Annotated in this window: 11 protein-coding genes; 5 read left to right on the top strand and 6 right to left on the bottom strand. The window is 68.7% G+C overall.

What is annotated here, in order from left to right; all coding sequences use genetic code 11:
- Positions 1-16: 16 nt before the first annotated feature.
- From recQ to NNZ72_RS17200, 4 genes are all read right to left on the bottom strand, one after another.
- Positions 17-1,846, bottom strand: a complete 1,830-nt coding sequence (gene recQ, locus NNZ72_RS17215; protein ID WP_257316647.1) for a DNA helicase RecQ — start codon at positions 1,844-1,846, stop codon at positions 17-19.
- Positions 1,847-2,082: 236 nt separating this feature from the next.
- Positions 2,083-4,047, bottom strand: coding sequence for a DNA primase (dnaG, locus tag NNZ72_RS17210; protein ID WP_257316646.1), 1,965 nt, complete (start codon positions 4,045-4,047; stop codon positions 2,083-2,085).
- A gap of 60 nt (positions 4,048-4,107) precedes the next feature.
- Complete coding sequence (locus NNZ72_RS17205; RefSeq protein WP_257316645.1) at positions 4,108-4,446, bottom strand: hypothetical protein; 339 nt, start codon at positions 4,444-4,446, stop codon at positions 4,108-4,110.
- Positions 4,447-4,688: 242 nt separating this feature from the next.
- Positions 4,689-5,138: a GatB/YqeY domain-containing protein gene (locus NNZ72_RS17200; protein ID WP_257316643.1), complete on the bottom strand. Its 450-nt coding sequence runs from the start codon at positions 5,136-5,138 to the stop codon at positions 4,689-4,691.
- A gap of 321 nt (positions 5,139-5,459) precedes the next feature.
- Here NNZ72_RS17200 and carA point away from each other — a divergent pair, with 321 nt between their 5' ends.
- Complete coding sequence (carA, locus tag NNZ72_RS17195) at positions 5,460-6,668, top strand: glutamine-hydrolyzing carbamoyl-phosphate synthase small subunit (RefSeq protein WP_257316642.1); 1,209 nt, start codon at positions 5,460-5,462, stop codon at positions 6,666-6,668.
- Positions 6,669-6,719: 51 nt separating this feature from the next.
- Here carA and NNZ72_RS17190 read toward each other — a convergent pair whose 3' ends face one another.
- Positions 6,720-8,105, bottom strand: coding sequence for an MATE family efflux transporter (locus tag NNZ72_RS17190; protein ID WP_257316641.1), 1,386 nt, complete (start codon positions 8,103-8,105; stop codon positions 6,720-6,722).
- Positions 8,106-8,356: 251 nt separating this feature from the next.
- Between NNZ72_RS17190 and yddG the strand changes: the two genes are divergently transcribed.
- A complete protein-coding gene (gene yddG, locus NNZ72_RS17185) occupies positions 8,357-9,259 on the top strand; it encodes an aromatic amino acid exporter YddG (RefSeq protein WP_257316640.1) in 903 nt (300 codons plus the stop codon).
- Here yddG and ypfJ read toward each other — a convergent pair.
- A complete protein-coding gene (gene ypfJ / locus NNZ72_RS17180) occupies positions 9,245-10,180 on the bottom strand; it encodes a KPN_02809 family neutral zinc metallopeptidase (RefSeq protein ID WP_257316639.1) in 936 nt (311 codons plus the stop codon). The two genes, yddG and ypfJ, sit on opposite strands and share 15 nt — an antisense overlap.
- Positions 10,181-10,343: 163 nt before the next feature.
- On the opposite strand from ypfJ, the gene NNZ72_RS17175 reads away from it, so the two are divergent.
- From NNZ72_RS17175 to carB, 3 genes are all read left to right on the top strand, one after another.
- Positions 10,344-11,372, top strand: coding sequence for a zinc-dependent alcohol dehydrogenase family protein (locus NNZ72_RS17175; RefSeq protein ID WP_257316638.1), 1,029 nt, complete (start codon positions 10,344-10,346; stop codon positions 11,370-11,372).
- A 24-nt stretch (positions 11,373-11,396) separates the two neighbouring features.
- Positions 11,397-12,203: a class D beta-lactamase gene (gene blaOXA, locus NNZ72_RS17170; protein ID WP_257316637.1), complete on the top strand. Its 807-nt coding sequence runs from the start codon at positions 11,397-11,399 to the stop codon at positions 12,201-12,203.
- A gap of 212 nt (positions 12,204-12,415) precedes the next feature.
- Positions 12,416-15,898, top strand: a complete 3,483-nt coding sequence (gene carB, locus NNZ72_RS17165; RefSeq protein ID WP_257316636.1) for a carbamoyl-phosphate synthase large subunit — start codon at positions 12,416-12,418, stop codon at positions 15,896-15,898.
- Positions 15,899-15,900 lie beyond the last annotated feature (2 nt).

Raw genomic sequence — 15,900 nt, 5'->3', positions numbered from 1 at the left:
GGCCGCAAAAACCCCGCTATCCGTCGAAGGCTTCGATCACCGCGAGGAAGGCGTCGCCGAAGCGGTCGCGCTTGGTCTCGCCGATGCCGGGAATGTCGAGGAGCTCCAGCCGGTCGCGCGGCCGCATCTTCGCCATGGCGATCAGCGTCGTGTCCGGGAAGACGACGTAGGGCGGCACGTCGAGCTCCTTGGCGATGGAGAGCCGCTCGGCCCGCAGCAGCTCGAACAGGTCGCGTTCGGCGCCCGCAAGGTTGGCGCGATCCGGCCGTGCCGAGGCACCGCCGCGCGAGGCCTTGCGGCCCGCCGGCGCGCGGTCCTTGCGGAAGGAGACCTGTCGCTCGTGACGGAAGACGGCGCGCGCCTCCGGCTCCAGCTTGAAGGCGCCGTAGGCGGAATGGTCGACGCTGACGAGGCCCATGGCCAGCAACTGCCGGAAGATCGACTGCCAGACGCGCGGGGAAATATCCTTGCCGGCGCCGAAGACCGGCATGTCGGTGTGGCCGAAGCGCTGCGTCTTCTCGTTGACGTTCCCCACGAGCACGTCGATGACATGCGCCGCGCCGAAGCGCTCGCCGGTGCGGTAGACGGCGGCGAGCGCCTTGATCGCCGCCTCCGTGCCGTCCCAGGTCTCGACCGGATTGCGGCAGGTGTCGCAATGGCCGCAATTGCCCGGATGCGCCTCGCCGAAATGGGCGAGGATCGCCTGGCGCCGGCAGCCGGCCGTCTCGCAGATGGCGAGCAGCGCGTTGAGCTTGGCGCGCTCGACGCGCTTGATCTCGTCGGCAGCGCCCCCCTCGTCGATCATGCGGCGGCGCTGCACCACGTCGGCCATCCCGTAGGCCATCCAGGCCTCGGACGGCAGGCCGTCGCGCCCGGCACGGCCGGTCTCCTGGTAATAGGCCTCGACCGAGCCCGGCAGGTCGAGATGGGCGACGTAGCGCACGTCCGGCTTGTCGATGCCCATGCCGAAGGCGACGGTCGCCACCAGGCAGAGATTCTCCTCCTTGAGGAAGGCGTCCTGGTTGGCGTCGCGCACCGCGCGGTCGAAGCCGGCGTGATAGGGCAGCGCCCGCACGCCCTGCCCGTTCAGCCATTCGGCCGTCTCCTCCACCTTGGCGCGCGAGAGGCAGTAGACGATGCCGCTCTCGCCTTCGTGACGCGACAGGAAGCGCAGGAGCTGCTGGCGCGGCTGGTCGCGCTCGGCGATCTCGTAAAAAATGTTCGGGCGGTCGAAGGAGGTGGTGAAGATCCTTGCGCCCGTCAGTCCCAGCCGCTCGACGATGTCGTCGCGCGTGTGCGGGTCGGCGGTCGCCGTCAGCGCGAGGCGCGGCACGCCGGGATAGCGCTCGCCGATGACGCCGAGCGCGCGGTATTCCGGCCGGAAGTCGTGGCCCCATTGCGAGACGCAATGCGCCTCGTCGATCGCGAAGAGAGCGATGCGCGCATCCGCCACCAGCTCGGCGAAACCGTCGGTGACGATGCGCTCGGGCGTGACGTAAAGAAGATCGAGCTCGCCCCTGCGCATCGCATCGCGCACGGCGAAGAACTCCTCGCGCGACAGCGACGAATTGAGGGCCGCGGCGCGGACGCCGACCTGCTTCAGCGCCTCCACCTGGTCGCGCATCAGCGCGATCAGCGGCGAGATGACGATGCCGACGCCGTCACGGCAGAGTGCGGGGACCTGGAAGCAGAGCGACTTGCCCGCCCCCGTCGGGAAGAGCACGACCGCGTCGCCGCCCGCGGTGACGTGCTCGATCACCGCCTGCTGCTTGCCGCGGAAGGAATCGTAGCCGTAGACGCGCTTGAGGACGTCGAGGGGGCTTTGCTGTGGCCGATGGTCGTTCATGCGATTTCCGTCTTCTCGTGCGCGGGGACTATGGCCGCCCGGGAGTAGCGTGGCAAGCATTTGGGGAGCCCCCCTCATCCGGCTGCCGCCACCTTCTCCCCGCTGGGGAGAAGGAGATGACGTACCGGTTTCCTCGGAATTGAACCGGAAAAGGAGGAAATCCTCGCCTCATTGCCCTTCTCCCCTCGGGGAGAAGGTGGCGGCAGCCGGATGAGGGGGGCTCACGCAACAGCTCCCTACTTCCCCGCCGGCCCCTTCACCCGCCCGGAGAGCACGCCGAAGCCGTCGATGATCGCCTCCTGGTTCTCGAGCCGCACCGTTTCGAGCTGCACTTCCTGCAGCGCGCGCAGGATCTGCGGCACGCGCTCGCCGTCGCCCTCCTCGGTGGCCTGCGCGAGGTCGCGTTCGAGCTCGCGGCGCTCACGCACCAGCGCACGGGTGCGCTTGTGCAGCGCCATCGCCTGGAGATAGCCCTCGCGCGCATCCTCCGGCGCCGCCTCGATCGTGGCGGTCCACAGGCGGGAATTGCGGACCTGCTGTTCGAGCCCCTTCAGAAGCATCGCGAAGCCGGCCGCCTCCAGTTCCTCGACGAGGCGGGCGCGGTCGAGGCGTGCGCCCACCGAGCCGGCGATGCCGAGCGCCGCCGACCAGAGCCGCTGCAGGTCGCGGTTCTCGTATTCGATGGCGGCGATCTCGTCGTACTCGTCGAAGAGCAGGCCCGGATGGTTGACGATGGTGAGCGCCAGCACGCTTTCGCGCAGGGCCGGCAGCGCTTCCGCCCCGCGCACCAGCGCCGAGCGGGCGAGCCGGTCGGAGACGCCCGCCGGGGCGGCGAGCTCCCGCTGGCTCCCGCGCCCGCCCCGGCCGCCCTGCCGGTTGCCGGCAAAGCCGCCGCGCTCGCCGCCTGCAGTCCGTGCCGGGCGGAAGAAGGCGTTGAGCCGGTCGCGCATCTCCTGCTGGTAATGGCGGCGCACGTCCTCGTCGGCGATCGTGCCGGTGATGCGGCGAAGCCGCGCCTCCAGCTCCGCGCGGCTCTCCGGCGTGTCGAGGGGGCCTGCCTGCACCTCGCGGTTCCAGATCATGTCGGCAAGCGGCCGCGCGCCCGCCATCACCGCGTCGAAGGGCGTGCGGCCCTCGTGGCGCACGAGGTCGTCGGGGTCCTTGCCGTCGGGAAGGAGCGCGAAGCGCACGCTGCGGCCAGGGCGGATATGCGGCAGCGCGAGGTCCGCCGCGCGGCTCGCCGCCCGCAGGCCCGCGCCGTCGCCGTCGAAGCAGAGCACCGGCTGCGGCGTCATCTTCCAGATGAGGTCGAGCTGATTCTCGGTGAGCGCCGTGCCGAGCGGCGCCACCGCATTGTCGATGCCGGCCTGGTGCAGCGCGATCACGTCCATGTAGCCCTCGACGGCGATCACCGTGCCGGCGTCCTGCACGGCGCGGCGCGCGCGGGCGTGGTTGTAGAGCACGCTGCCCTTGTGGAAGAGCTCGGTCTCGTTGGAATTGAGGTATTTCGCCGGCGCGTCCGGCGACATGGCGCGCCCGCCGAAGGCGATCACCTTCTCGCGCAGGGACAGGATCGGGAACATGATGCGGTCGCGGAAGCGGTCGTAGGAGACGGGGATGTCCGGCCCGTGCACGACGAGGCCGCAGGCCTCGATCGCCTCCTTCGGCACGCCCTTGCCGGCGAGGAATTCCTTCAGCGCATTGCGGCTGTCCGGTGCGTAGCCGAGGCGGAAGGTCTCGATGGTGCGGCCGGAAAGGCCGCGGTCGCGCAGGTAGGCGCGCGCGCGCGCGCCCGCCGGCGTCTGCAACTGCTCCTCGAAGAAGCGCGAGGCCATCTCCATCACCTCGACGAGGCCCATGCGCTCCTTCTCGCGCCGCTCGGCCTGCGGGTCGGGCTGCGGCATGGCGATGCCGGCCATGTCGGCGATCTGCTGCACCGCCTCGGGGAAGGAGAGGCCGTCGAGATCGGTGAGGAAGCGGAAATGATCGCCCGAGACGCCGCAGCCGAAGCAATGGTAGCGGCCCTTGCGGTCCTCGCAGTGGAAGCTCGGCGACTTCTCGCCGTGGAAGGGGCAGCAGGCCCAGTAGTCGCCGCGCGAGACGTTGGTCTTGCGCCGGTCCCAGGTCACGCGCTTGCCGATCACGTCGGAAATCGGGACGCGGTCGCGGATCTCGTCGAGAAAGGCATTGGAAAAGCGCATGGGTACCTCGGTCGAGGTTCATATAACCATGCGGCGCTTCCGCCGCCAGCCGTCCCGCGCTCAGAAACCGAGCTCGGGCGCGTAGAAGCAGCGCGGCGTGTTCTCGTCGGGATAGAGACAGAGATGGTATTCGCCGTCCTGCGAGCGGCGGGTCGTGTCCTGCGAGAGGCGGAAGATGTGGCTGCGCGTGGCGAGCCGGTGGTCGCCGGGCGCGAGCGTGATCTTGTAGCCGCCGGCGATGATGCGCACCTTCTCGGAGGGAATCATCTGGCAGTCGCCGTTGTGGCTGTTGCCGTTGCAGCAGAAGGCCTCGTACTGCCAGCCGCTCGCCGCGTCGTGGGCGAGCGCCGGAGGGCAGAGGAACGGGCTCAAGGAAAGCAGAAGAAGGGCGAAACGCATCGGCTCGGTCTCCGTTGTCGAAGGACCGCCGGGGCTCGAACGCGCGACCTGACCATCCGGCAGCCTGGCATTCACGCATGCGGGGGCGAGCGATGCACGCGCGCGGCGAGGCATCGTCAGGCTCCAATCTTGCCGGGTATAACCACGCCGGCGGCATTTGGTTCCGCGCGCCGGGCCGGGCCGCCGGCCGCATGAAAAAGGCGGCCGAAGCCGCCTTTCCCAAGCTGGAATCGGCCGGTGTCCTACTTGAGGAGGTCCTTCACCACGCCGGAAGCCTTGGCGAAATCCATCTGGCCGGGGTAGCGCTCGCGCAGCGCCGCCATGCACTTGCCCATGTCGCGCAGGCCGTGCGCGCCGGTCTCCGTGACGACGGCGGCGACGAGCGCCCTCATCTTCTCCTCGGAGATCTGCTCCGGCAGGAAGTCCTCGATGACGGCGATTTCCTGGCGCTCCTGCGCCGCCAGTTCCGGACGGCCGTTCTCGGCGAAGATCTTCGAGGATTCCTCGCGCTGCTTGATCATCTTGGCGAGGATCTGCATGATCTCCTCGTCCGTGACCGGGCCCTTGCCCACGCCGCGATTGGCGATGTCGCGGTCCTTGACCGTCGCCTGGATCAGCCGGAGCGTCGAGACGCGGCAGGCGTCCTTGGCCTTCAGCGCGTCCTTGAGGGCGTTTGCGAGTTGATCACGCATGTCTTTCTCCACTGGAAGCCTCCCGGCGCCGGCCGCGGGACGGGCTTCGATCCTCTGCTGATAGCGCATGCTCATAGACCGGCGAAGGGGCCTGCGGCAATCGGATTGCACAAGCCCTTGATTCTGCGCGCCTTATAATTCCGGATAATCGGCGGGCAGCGGTTGACCCTGCCGTCCGCTTTGTCTATTTTCCGGCACCTGCACGAAAATCGGCAACCGGGGCGAACCAACGCGGGCTTCCGCGCGCCCCTGCCTGCACAAAAATGGTGTCCGGCCCCCCGGCTTTCAAGCCGCGCGCCCGACGCCGGAAACGGGATACTCATGACCGCGACACCCGCATGGACCTCCGAAAAGCCGACCGCCCTCCTCGTCCTCGCCGACGGCACGGTGATCGAGGGCAAGGGCATCGGCGCCACCGGCAAGGTGACGGCCGAGGTCTGCTTCAACACGGCGCTGACGGGATACCAGGAGATCCTGACCGACCCCTCCTATCTCGGCCAGATCGTCACCTTCACCTTCCCGCACATCGGCAACATCGGCGCCAATGACGAGGACATCGAGGACCTGACGCCCGCCGCCCGCCACGGCGCCGTCGGCGTCATCTTCAAGGCCGACATCACCGACCCGTCGAACTACCGTGCGGCCAAGCACCTCGACCAGTGGCTGAAGGCCCGCGGCATCATCGGCCTGTCCGGCATCGATACCCGGGCGCTGACGGCCTGGATCCGCGAGAACGGCGCGCCGAACGCGGTGATCGCCCACGACCCGAACGGCGTCTTCGACATCGAGACGCTGAAGGCGGAGGCGAAGGCCTGGGGCGGCCTCGTCGGCCTCGACCTCGCCAGGCAAGCCTCGTCGGGCCAGTCCTCGCGCTGGAGCGAGAAGCCCTGGGTCTGGAACGAGGGCTACGACACGCTCGCCGAGGATGACGCGAAGTACCACATCGTCGCCCTCGACTACGGCGTCAAGCGCAACATCCTGCGCCTCTTCACCGGCCTCGGCTGCAAGGTCACGGTCATGCCGGCGACGACGAGCGCGGAAGAGGTGCTCGCCCTCGAGCCGGACGGCATCTTCCTCTCCAACGGCCCGGGCGACCCGGCCGCGACCGGCGAATATGCGGTGCCGGTCATCCGCGCGCTGATCGACAGCGGCATCCCGATCTTCGGCATCTGCCTCGGCCACCAGATGCTCGGGCTCGCGCTCGGCGCCACGACCGAGAAGATGCACCAGGGCCATCACGGCGCCAACCACCCGGTCAAGGACCACACGACCGGCAAGGTGGAGATCGTCTCGATGAACCACGGCTTCGCCGTCTCCTCGGCGACGCTGCCCGACGGCGTCGAGGAGACGCATGTCTCGCTGTTCGACGGCTCGAACTGCGGGCTGCGCCTCGTCGGCAGGCCGGTCTTCTCCGTGCAGCACCACCCGGAGGCCTCGCCCGGCCCGCAGGACAGCCACTATCTCTTCCGCCGCTTCATCAACCTCGTGCGCGAGAAGAAGGGCGAGGCGGCGATCCCCGAACGCGCCTGACAACCCGGCAGGACGGTTCAGGCCCCGGAGGAGACTCCGGGGCCTTTCGCTTTACCGGTGCGCGGCGACGATGCGGCGGGCGAAGCGATAGTAGCGCCAGTTGAGCAGGAGGGCCGCGGCCCCCAGCCCGCTCAGGAAGCCGAACCAGACGCCGATGCCGCCGAAGCCGGCCGGGAAGGCGAAGAACCAGGCGCAGACGAAGCCGATCGGCCAGTAGGAGACGAGCGCCAGGATCATCGGCACCCGCGTGTCCTTGAGGCCGCGCAGCAGTCCGGCGGCGATCGCCTGCAGGCCGTCGACGAGCTGGAACAGGCCGGCGATCACCACGAAGGGGCTGGCGATGGCGAGCACGGCCGCCGAATCCGCCGCCGTCTCGTCGAGGAAGACGGAGGCGAGCCGCGTCGGCATCAGCGCGAAGAGCAGCCCGCCGGCGATCGCGATCGCCGCGGCGAGCGCCACCACCGCCCAGGAGGCACGCACCAGCGCCAGGCCGTCGCTGCGCCCGTGCGCCACGCCGACGCGCACCGTGCCGGCCTGCGCGAGGCCGAGCGGGATCATGAAGGCGATCGAGGCGAGCTGCAGCGCGATGCCGTGGGCGGCGAGTTCCAGCGTGCCGATATTGCCCATCAGGAGCGAGGCGCCGCCGAACAGGCTCGTCTCGGCGAGCACCGTCAGCCCGATCGGCAGGCCGAGATGCACCACCTCGCGGAAGGCCGGCCAGTCCGGCCGCCAGAAGCGCACGAAGAGCTCGTAGCGGCTGAGCTCCGGCCGCCACTGGATATAGGCGACGATCAGCACGAAGCTCAGCGTGTTGACGCCCGCGGAGACGATGGCCGCCCCCTCGATGCCGAGCGCCGGCATGCCGAGGCGGCCGAGCACCAGCCCGTAGGCGAAGACGGCGTTCACCGCGAGGATCAGCAGCGTCAGGTAGAGGATGATGCCCGCGCGCCCGTGCGCGCTGACGAGGCCGCGCAGCGTCATGAAGAGCAGCGCCGGCGCGAGCCCCCACTGCGCGATGGCGAGATAGCGGCCGGACAGCGCCGCCACCTCCGGCCGCTGGCCGGCGAGAAGCAGGATCTCCTCCGCATGGTAGAACAGCGGCACGGCGGCAAGCGCGAAGAGGATCGACACCCACATGCCCATGCGCACGGCGCGCCGCACCGACGCCGTGTCGCCGCGGCCATAGGCCTGCGCGACCATCGGCATCACCGCGTTGGCGAAGCCCGAGCCGAAGATGAAGATGGTGAAGAAGAACTGGCCGGACAGCACGATCGCCGCCAGGTGCGCGGCTCCTAGCCGCCCGAGGATGACGACGTCCGTCGTGTGGATGCCGAGCTGGGCGAGCTGCGCGCCGATCAGCGGGATGCCGAGCGAAAGCGTCGCCCGGAAATGGGCGGCCCAGCTGTTGTCCTCGCGATGCGCCGGCGCATAGTGCATGTCGACCTGCCTTTCGTCGCGCTTCCGATCACATCTTCTGGCTTTGATCAAACGAATAGATTTGATGATCGCATCAAATTCGCAGGAAAACGGACCCCAAACGGGCCGTTTCGTGGAAAAAACCTGCCGATCTCGCCGGAATCGGTCCGTTTTCACGTCCCGTCCGTTCGCGACGGGCGATGCTGCTTTCGCGATGGCGTCCGGCGGCAAGCGGTGCGATAAGCGCCCGTCAGCAATCCTCCGGGCCTTCCATGTCGAGACCGCTTTCCACCTTCGTCGGCTTCATCGCCATCCTCACCTGGTCGTTCCTCGCGCTGCTCTCCACCGCGGCGGGGCCGGTGCCGCCGTTCCAGCTCGCGGCGATGACCTTCTTCCTCGGCGGCCTGGTCGGCGCGCTGAGCTGGCCGTTCCGCCCCGGCGCGGTGAAGGCGCTCCGGCAGCCCTGGCGGGTCTGGGCGCTCGGCGTCGCGGGGCTCTGCATCTACCACTGCGCCTATTTCTTCGCGATCCAGTCGGCCCCGCCGGTCGAGGCGAGCCTGATCGCCTATCTCTGGCCGCTGCTGATCGTCGTCTTCGCCTCGTTCCTGCCGGGCGAACGGCTGCGGCTCCATCATATCGCCGGCGTCGTGCTCGGCCTCGCCGGCGCCGTGGCGATCGTCACCAGGGGCGGCGCGATCGGCCTTGCCGGCGGGCTGATGCCGGGCCACCTGATCGCGCTCTTCTGCGCCTTCGTCTGGTCGGGCTATTCGGTGCTGTCGCGCCGGTTCGGCGCGGTGCCGGTCGACGTGGTGGCGGGCTATTGCCTGATCACCGCCGCCGTCGCCTTCCTCCTCCATCTCGGCCTGGAGGAGACCGTCTGGCCGGCGACGCCCGTGCAATGGACGGCGATCGCCGTGCTCGGCGCCATCCCGCTCGGCGCGGGTTTCTATGCCTGGGACTGGGGCTGCAAGCACGGCGACATCATGGTGCTCGGCGCGCTGTCCTATGCCGCGCCGCTGCTCTCGGTCGTGGCGCTGCTCGCCTTCGGCTACGCCACCTTCCACTGGTCGGTGGCGCTCGCCTGCGGCCTCATCGTCGCGGGCGCGCTGATCTCGGCGAAGGACATGCTCTTCCCGCGCAAGGCGGCCGGCCAATTGCGCTCAGATATCGCCTGAGAACGTGTCGCAGGCGTCCACCCGGCCGCTGTCGAAGCCGCGCTTGAACCAGCGGCGGCGCTGTTCCGACGTGCCGTGGTTGAAGCTTTCCGGCACGACATAGCCCTGCATGCGCTTCTGCAGCGTATCGTCGCCGATCTGGGTGGCGGCGTTCAGCGCCTCCTCCAGGTCGCCCTGTTCCAGCAGGCCCTTCTGCCGCGTGTAGTGGCCCCAGACGCCGGCATAGCAGTCCGCCTGCAGCTCGACGCGCACCGACATCTGGTTGGCCTCGACCTCGCTCATCGAGCGGCGCTGCTGGTTGAAGCGCGGCAGCACGCCGGTGAGGTTCTGCACGTGGTGGCCGACCTCGTGGGCGACGACATAGGCCTGCGCGAAGTCGCCGGCGGCGTCGAACTTGCGCGCCAGCTCGTCGAAGAAGCCCATGTCGAGATAGACCTTGTTGTCGCCGGGGCAGTAGAACGGGCCCGTCGCTGCGGAGGCGAAGCCGCAGGCCGACTGCACCGAGCCGGAGAAGAGCACCATCCTCGGCTCCTGATAGGTCGATCCGGCAGCCTGGAAGATGCCGTTCCAGGTGTCCTCCGTCTCGGCGAGCACCGTCGCCATGAAGGCCTTGGTCTCCTCCTCCTGCGGCGAGGAGCGCCGGCTCGCCGTCTCCGTCTGCTCGAAGCCCGGCATGCCGACCTGCCCGCCCTCGCCCATCACCTGGAGGAGGTCGATGCCCATGGCCTTTAGCACGAAATAGATGACGACCATGAAGATGATCGTGCCGAGGCTGAAGCCGCCGCCGGCCCGCCGTCCGCCGCCGCCCATCGGGATGCGGAACCCGCCGCCGCCGCGGCCGAACGGATTGCTGCCGCCGGCGGGACCCGTGCCGCGGCGGTCCTCGATGTTGCTCGACTGGCGACGACCCTTCCATTCCATGGCGCTTCCCCCGTATTTGACGGCCGAGGAACGTATAGTCTGCGATTTCGTTCCCCTGCAACGACTTATAGGGCCGGCCGCACGCCCTTGCAAAACGAAAAGCGGCCGGCCTTGACCGTCCCGCCCGTTCCCGCTCCTATGCCGGAAACAGCGGGAGGACGGCATGAAGGCGGGACGGCTGGAATCGATCGGCGGATTTTTCGTGCGAGACGTGGAGAAGCCGGCGCCGGGGCCGGACGAGCTCCTGGTGCGGGTGGAGGCGGCCGGCATCTGCGGCACCGACCGCCACCTCTTCCGCGGCGAGTTCCCCTGCCGGCCGCCGGTGACGCTCGGCCACGAATTCTCCGGCATCGTCGAGGCGGCGGGCGCGGAGGTGACCCATTTCCGTCCCGGCATGCGCGTGACCGGCGACCCGAACATCCATTGCGGCCGCTGCCCGCAATGCCGGCGCGGCCGCGTCAATCTCTGCGAGAACCTGACGGCGATCGGCATCCACCGCGACGGCGGCTTCGCCGAATACGTGCTGGTGCCGGAGGCGCAGGCGCACGAGCTGCCGCTCTCGCTGCCACCGGAGCATGGCGCCTTCTGCGAGCCGCTCGCCTGCTGCCTGCACGGCGTCGACATGGCCGGCATCCTGCCCGGCTCCTCCGTCCTCGTGCTCGGCGGCGGGGTGATCGGCATGCTCGTCGTGCAGCTCGCGCGCCTTGCCGGCGCGACCTCCGTCGTGCTTTCCACCCGCCAGGCCTCGCGCCGCAAGCTCGCCGAGGAGATCGGCGCGACCGCCACGCACGACGCGAGCACCGGCGACATCGACTGCGGCCTCATCGAGCCCGGCGGCCTGCTGCCGGGCGGGGCGGACGTGGTGATCGAATGCGCCGGCGTCGCCGAGACGGTCCGCCAGGCGCCGAAGCTCGCCCGCAACGGCGGCACGGTCGTCATCCTCGGCGTCCTGCCGCAGGGCGAGAAGGTGGACTTCGAGCCCTTCGACCTGCTGTTCCGCGAGGTGAGGATCCTCACCTCCTTCCTCAATCCCTTCACGCATGGCCGCGCGGCGGCGCTGATCGCCTCCGGCGCGATTGCCGTCGATCCCCTCGTCTCGCGCCGCATCGGCCTCGACGAGCTTCCCGATGCCGTCGCCAATCCGCCGCGGCCGGGCGAGGTCAAGGTGCTGGTGATCCCGGGCGCACGATAGCGGCCGAAAATCGAGGACGACCCGATGGACATACGCCTTTTCGCAGCCGGCCTGCTGCTGGCCGCAGGGTTCGCCGCTCCCGCCGAGGCCCGCATTCTCTGCACGATCGTCGCGGACGCGGCGAGCGGCAAGACCATCCTGGAGGAAGGCGATTGCGCGACGCGCGTGACGCCGGCCTCCACCTTCAAGGTGCCGCTGGCCTTGATGGGCTACGATTCCGGCTTCCTGAAGAACGCCGCGGAACCGAACCTGCCCTATGTGAAGGGCTATCCGGACTGGGGCGGGGACGCCTGGCGGCAGCCGACCGGCCCGCAGCAGTGGCTGCAGTTCTCCGTCGTCTGGTATTCGCAGCAGATCGCCCGCTTCCTCGGCGCAAAGCGGCTGCGCGGCTATGCCGAGGCCTTCGCCTACGGCAATGCCGACATGACGGGCGATCCCGGCAAGGACAACGGGCTGGAGCGGTCCTGGATCGCCTCCTCGCTGAAAATCTCGCCGCGCGAGCAGGTGGATTTCCTGCGCAGGCTGGTGAACCGCGACCTGCCGGTCTCCGCCGACGCCATCGCGAAGACGATGGAGATCGTCGAGCGGCGCGACATCGACGGCGGCTGGCGCTCGTGGGGCAAGACCGGCATGGCCTATCCCCGCCAGGCGGACGGCACGTTCGACTACCGGCGGCCATGGGGCTGGTATGTCGGCTGGGCGCAGCGCGGCGGACGCACGGTCGTCTTCGCGCGGCTGCTGCAGGACGAGAAGAAGCAGGAGCCCCGCACCAGCCTGCGCGCCCGCGACGGCATCCTCGCGGACCTGCCCGCCATCCTGGCGCGGGACTGACGGGGCCTCGCCCGGCCGCCCTGCCCTGCGGCATGGGCGCACTGGCGAGCTCCGTGCATATTTCCTGTCGATTCGGCAATTTCGGGGTTTCGCTCGAGCCCCCATTTGCCTATAAGCCGCGTCTAGCCTTGAAAGACCATATTTGCGCGCCCGGCCCGGTGAACCCCTCGCCTTGGCCGGTTTTTCGCGCACGCCGGAGAACGGATAGAGAGATGCCCAAGCGCCAAGACCTGAAATCGATCCTCATCATCGGCGCGGGGCCGATCGTCATCGGCCAGGCCTGCGAATTCGACTATTCCGGTACGCAGGCCGTCAAGGCGCTGAAGGAGGAAGGCTACCGCGTCATCCTCGTCAACTCCAACCCGGCGACGATCATGACCGACCCGGGCCTTGCCGACGCCACCTATGTCGAGCCGATCACCCCGGAAGTGGTAGCGAAGATCATCGCCAAGGAGCGCCCCGACGCGCTGCTGCCGACCATGGGCGGCCAGACGGCGCTCAACACGGCGCTGTCGCTCAAGAGAATGGGCGTGCTCGACCGCTACAATGTCGAGATGATCGGCGCCAAGCCGGAAGCGATCGACAAGGCCGAGGACCGGGCGCTGTTCCGCGAAGCGATGGCGAAGATCGGCCTGGAGACGCCGAAGTCGATGCTCGCCAATGCCACCGACATCAAGGACCAGGACCGCAAGTCACACGAGGCCGAACGCGCCAAGCTCAAGGCCGAGCTTTCCGGCGACGCGCTCGACAACGCGCTGGACGAGCTCGAAAACCGCTGGAACCTCGGCGAGACCGACCGCAAGCAGCGCTACATGAGCCACGCCATGGCGATCGCCGCCCAGGCGCTGGACGAGATCGGCCTGCCGGCGATCATCCGCCCCTCCTTCACGCTCGGCGGCACCGGCGGCGGCATCGCCTACAACCGCTCGGAGTTCTTCGACATCGTCTCCGGCGGCCTCGACGCCTCGCCGACGACGGAGGTGCTGATCGAGGAATCGGTGCTCGGCTGGAAGGAATACGAGATGGAAGTGGTCCGCGACACAGCGGACAACTGCATCATCATCTGCTCGATCGAGAACATCGACCCGATGGGCGTCCATACCGGCGATTCGATCACGGTGGCCCCGGCGCTGACCCTGACGGACAAGGAATACCAGATCATGCGCAACGCCTCGATCGCGGTGCTGCGCGAGATCGGGGTAGAGACCGGCGGCTCGAACGTGCAGTTCGCCGTCAACCCGGAGAACGGCCGCCTCGTCGTCATCGAGATGAACCCGCGCGTCTCGCGCTCCTCGGCACTCGCCTCCAAGGCGACCGGCTTCCCGATCGCCAAGGTCGCCGCCAAGCTCGCCATCGGCTACACGCTGGACGAGCTGGAGAACGACATCACCGGCGGCGCCACCCCGGCCTCCTTCGAGCCGTCCATCGACTACGTGGTGACGAAGATCCCGCGCTTCGCCTTCGAAAAATTCCCGGGCGCCGAGCCGACGCTGACCACCGCCATGAAGTCGGTCGGCGAGGTCATGGCCATCGGCCGCACCTTCGCCGAATCGCTGCAGAAGGCGCTGCGCGGCCTCGAAACGGGCCTGACCGGCCTCGACGAGATCGAGATCCCCGGGCTGGGCGACGGCAACGACAGGAACGCCATCCGCGCCGCCATCGCCACGCCGACGCCGGATCGGCTGCGCATGGTCGCCCAGGCGCTGCGCCTCGGCATGTCGCCGGAGGACGTGCACGAGAGCTCGAAGATCGATCCGTGGTTCATCGCCCAGTTCAAGGCGATCGTCGACATGGAGGCCCGCATCCGCGAGCACGGCCTGCCCGAGGATGCCGCCAATCTGCGCATGCTGAAGGCCATGGGCTTCTCCGACGCAAGGCTCGCCACGCTCACCGGCAAGCGGCCGAAGGAAGTGGCCGAGATCCGCAACCGGCTCAACGTGCGCCCCGTCTTCAAGCGCATCGACACCTGCGCCGCCGAATTCGCCTCGCCGACGGCCTACATGTACTCCACCTACGAGGCCCCCTTCGCCGGCGAGACGCGCTCGGAGGCGCAGATCTCCGACCGCAAGAAGGTCGTCATCCTCGGCGGCGGGCCGAACCGCATCGGCCAGGGCATCGAGTTCGACTATTGCTGCTGCCATGCCGCCTTCGCGCTGAAGGACGCCGGCTACGAGGCGATCATGGTCAACTGCAACCCGGAGACCGTCTCGACTGACTACGATACCTCCGACCGGCTCTATTTCGAGCCGCTGACGGCCGAGGACGTGATCGAGATCATGCGCGCCGAGCAGACCAACGGCGAGCTCGTCGGCGTCATCGTCCAGTTCGGCGGCCAGACGCCGCTGAAGCTCGCCGAAGCGCTGGAGAAGAACGGCATCCCGATCCTCGGCACCGCGCCGGACATGATCGACCTCGCCGAGGACCGCGACCGCTTCCAGAAGCTCCTGCAGAAGCTTGACCTCAACCAGCCGAACAACGGCATCGCCTATTCGGTCGAGCAGGCCCGGCTGGTGGCCGGCGAGATCGGCTTCCCGCTGGTCGTGCGCCCGTCCTACGTGCTCGGCGGCCGCGCCATGCAGATCATCCATTCGGAAGGCCAGCTGCAGACCTACCTGCTCGACACCGTGCCGGAACTGGTGCCGGAGGACATCAAGCAGCGCTACCCGAACGACAAGACCGGCCAGATCAACACGCTGCTCGGCAAGAACCCGCTGCTCTTCGACAGCTACCTCACCAATGCCGTCGAGGTCGACGTCGACGCGCTCTGCGACGGCAAGAGCGTCTTCGTCTCCGGCATCATGGAGCACATCGAGGAGGCCGGCATCCATTCGGGCGACAGTGCCTGCTCGCTGCCGGTGCGCACGCTCTCGAAGGAGATCGTCGACGAGCTGGAGCGCCAGACGCAGGCGCTCGCCAAGGCGCTCGACGTCGGCGGCCTGATGAACGTGCAATATGCCATCAAGGACGGCACGATCTACGTGCTGGAGGTGAACCCGCGCGCCTCGCGCACCGTGCCCTTCGTGGCCAAGACCATCGGCGCGCCGATCGCCAAGATCGCCGCCCGCGTCATGGCCGGCGAGGCGCTGGACGCGGCGATCGCCGCCTATGGCGCAAAACCCGATCCGCGCAACCTGAAACACATCGCCGTCAAGGAAGCCGTCTTCCCCTTCGCCCGCTTCCCCGGCGTCGACACGCTGCTCGGGCCGGAGATGCGCTCGACCGGCGAGGTCATCGGCCTCGACACGGACTTCGCGCTCGCCTTCGCCAAGTCGCAGCTGGGTGCGGGCGTCGACCTGCCGCGCGACGGCGCGGTCTTCGTCTCGGTGCGCGACGAGGACAAGGAGCGCGTGCTTCCCGCCGTCCGCATCCTGACCGGCATCGGCTTCCGCGTGCTCGCCACCTCCGGCACCGCCCGCTTCCTCGCCGAGAACGGCATCGAGGCCACCAAGGTCAACAAGGTGCAGGAAGGCCGCCCGCATGTCGAGGACGCGATCCGCAACCGCCAGGTGAGCCTCGTCATCAACACGACGGACGGCACCAAGGCGATCTCGGATTCGAAGTCGCTGCGCCGCGCCGCGCTGATGCAGAAGGTGCCCTACTATACCACCATGGCCGGCGCCGAAGCCGCCGCCCAGGCGATCCGCGCGCTGAAGCAGGGCCAGCTGGAAGTCCGGCCGCTGCAGAGCTATTTCTGAGG

It is taken from the genome of Shinella pollutisoli, from assembly GCF_024609765.1.
Taxonomy (GTDB): domain Bacteria; phylum Pseudomonadota; class Alphaproteobacteria; order Rhizobiales; family Rhizobiaceae; genus Shinella; species Shinella pollutisoli.
The sequence above is the reverse complement of the archived record's forward strand: the minus strand, read 5'-3'. Positions and strand labels throughout refer to the sequence as shown.

Coding starts and splice junctions, on each gene's coding strand:
- recQ (WP_257316647.1), bottom strand. CDS start 1,846: ATGAACGACCATCGGCCACAGCAAAGCCCCCTCGACGTCCTCAAGCGC.
- dnaG (WP_257316646.1), bottom strand. CDS start 4,047: ATGCGCTTTTCCAATGCCTTTCTCGACGAGATCCGCGACCGCGTCCCG.
- NNZ72_RS17205 (WP_257316645.1), bottom strand. CDS start 4,446: ATGCGTTTCGCCCTTCTTCTGCTTTCCTTGAGCCCGTTCCTCTGCCCT.
- NNZ72_RS17200 (WP_257316643.1), bottom strand. CDS start 5,138: ATGCGTGATCAACTCGCAAACGCCCTCAAGGACGCGCTGAAGGCCAAG.
- carA (WP_257316642.1), top strand. CDS start 5,460: ATGACCGCGACACCCGCATGGACCTCCGAAAAGCCGACCGCCCTCCTC.
- NNZ72_RS17190 (WP_257316641.1), bottom strand. CDS start 8,105: ATGCACTATGCGCCGGCGCATCGCGAGGACAACAGCTGGGCCGCCCAT.
- yddG (WP_257316640.1), top strand. CDS start 8,357: ATGTCGAGACCGCTTTCCACCTTCGTCGGCTTCATCGCCATCCTCACC.
- ypfJ (WP_257316639.1), bottom strand. CDS start 10,180: ATGGAATGGAAGGGTCGTCGCCAGTCGAGCAACATCGAGGACCGCCGC.
- NNZ72_RS17175 (WP_257316638.1), top strand. CDS start 10,344: ATGAAGGCGGGACGGCTGGAATCGATCGGCGGATTTTTCGTGCGAGAC.
- blaOXA (WP_257316637.1), top strand. CDS start 11,397: ATGGACATACGCCTTTTCGCAGCCGGCCTGCTGCTGGCCGCAGGGTTC.
- carB (WP_257316636.1), top strand. CDS start 12,416: ATGCCCAAGCGCCAAGACCTGAAATCGATCCTCATCATCGGCGCGGGG.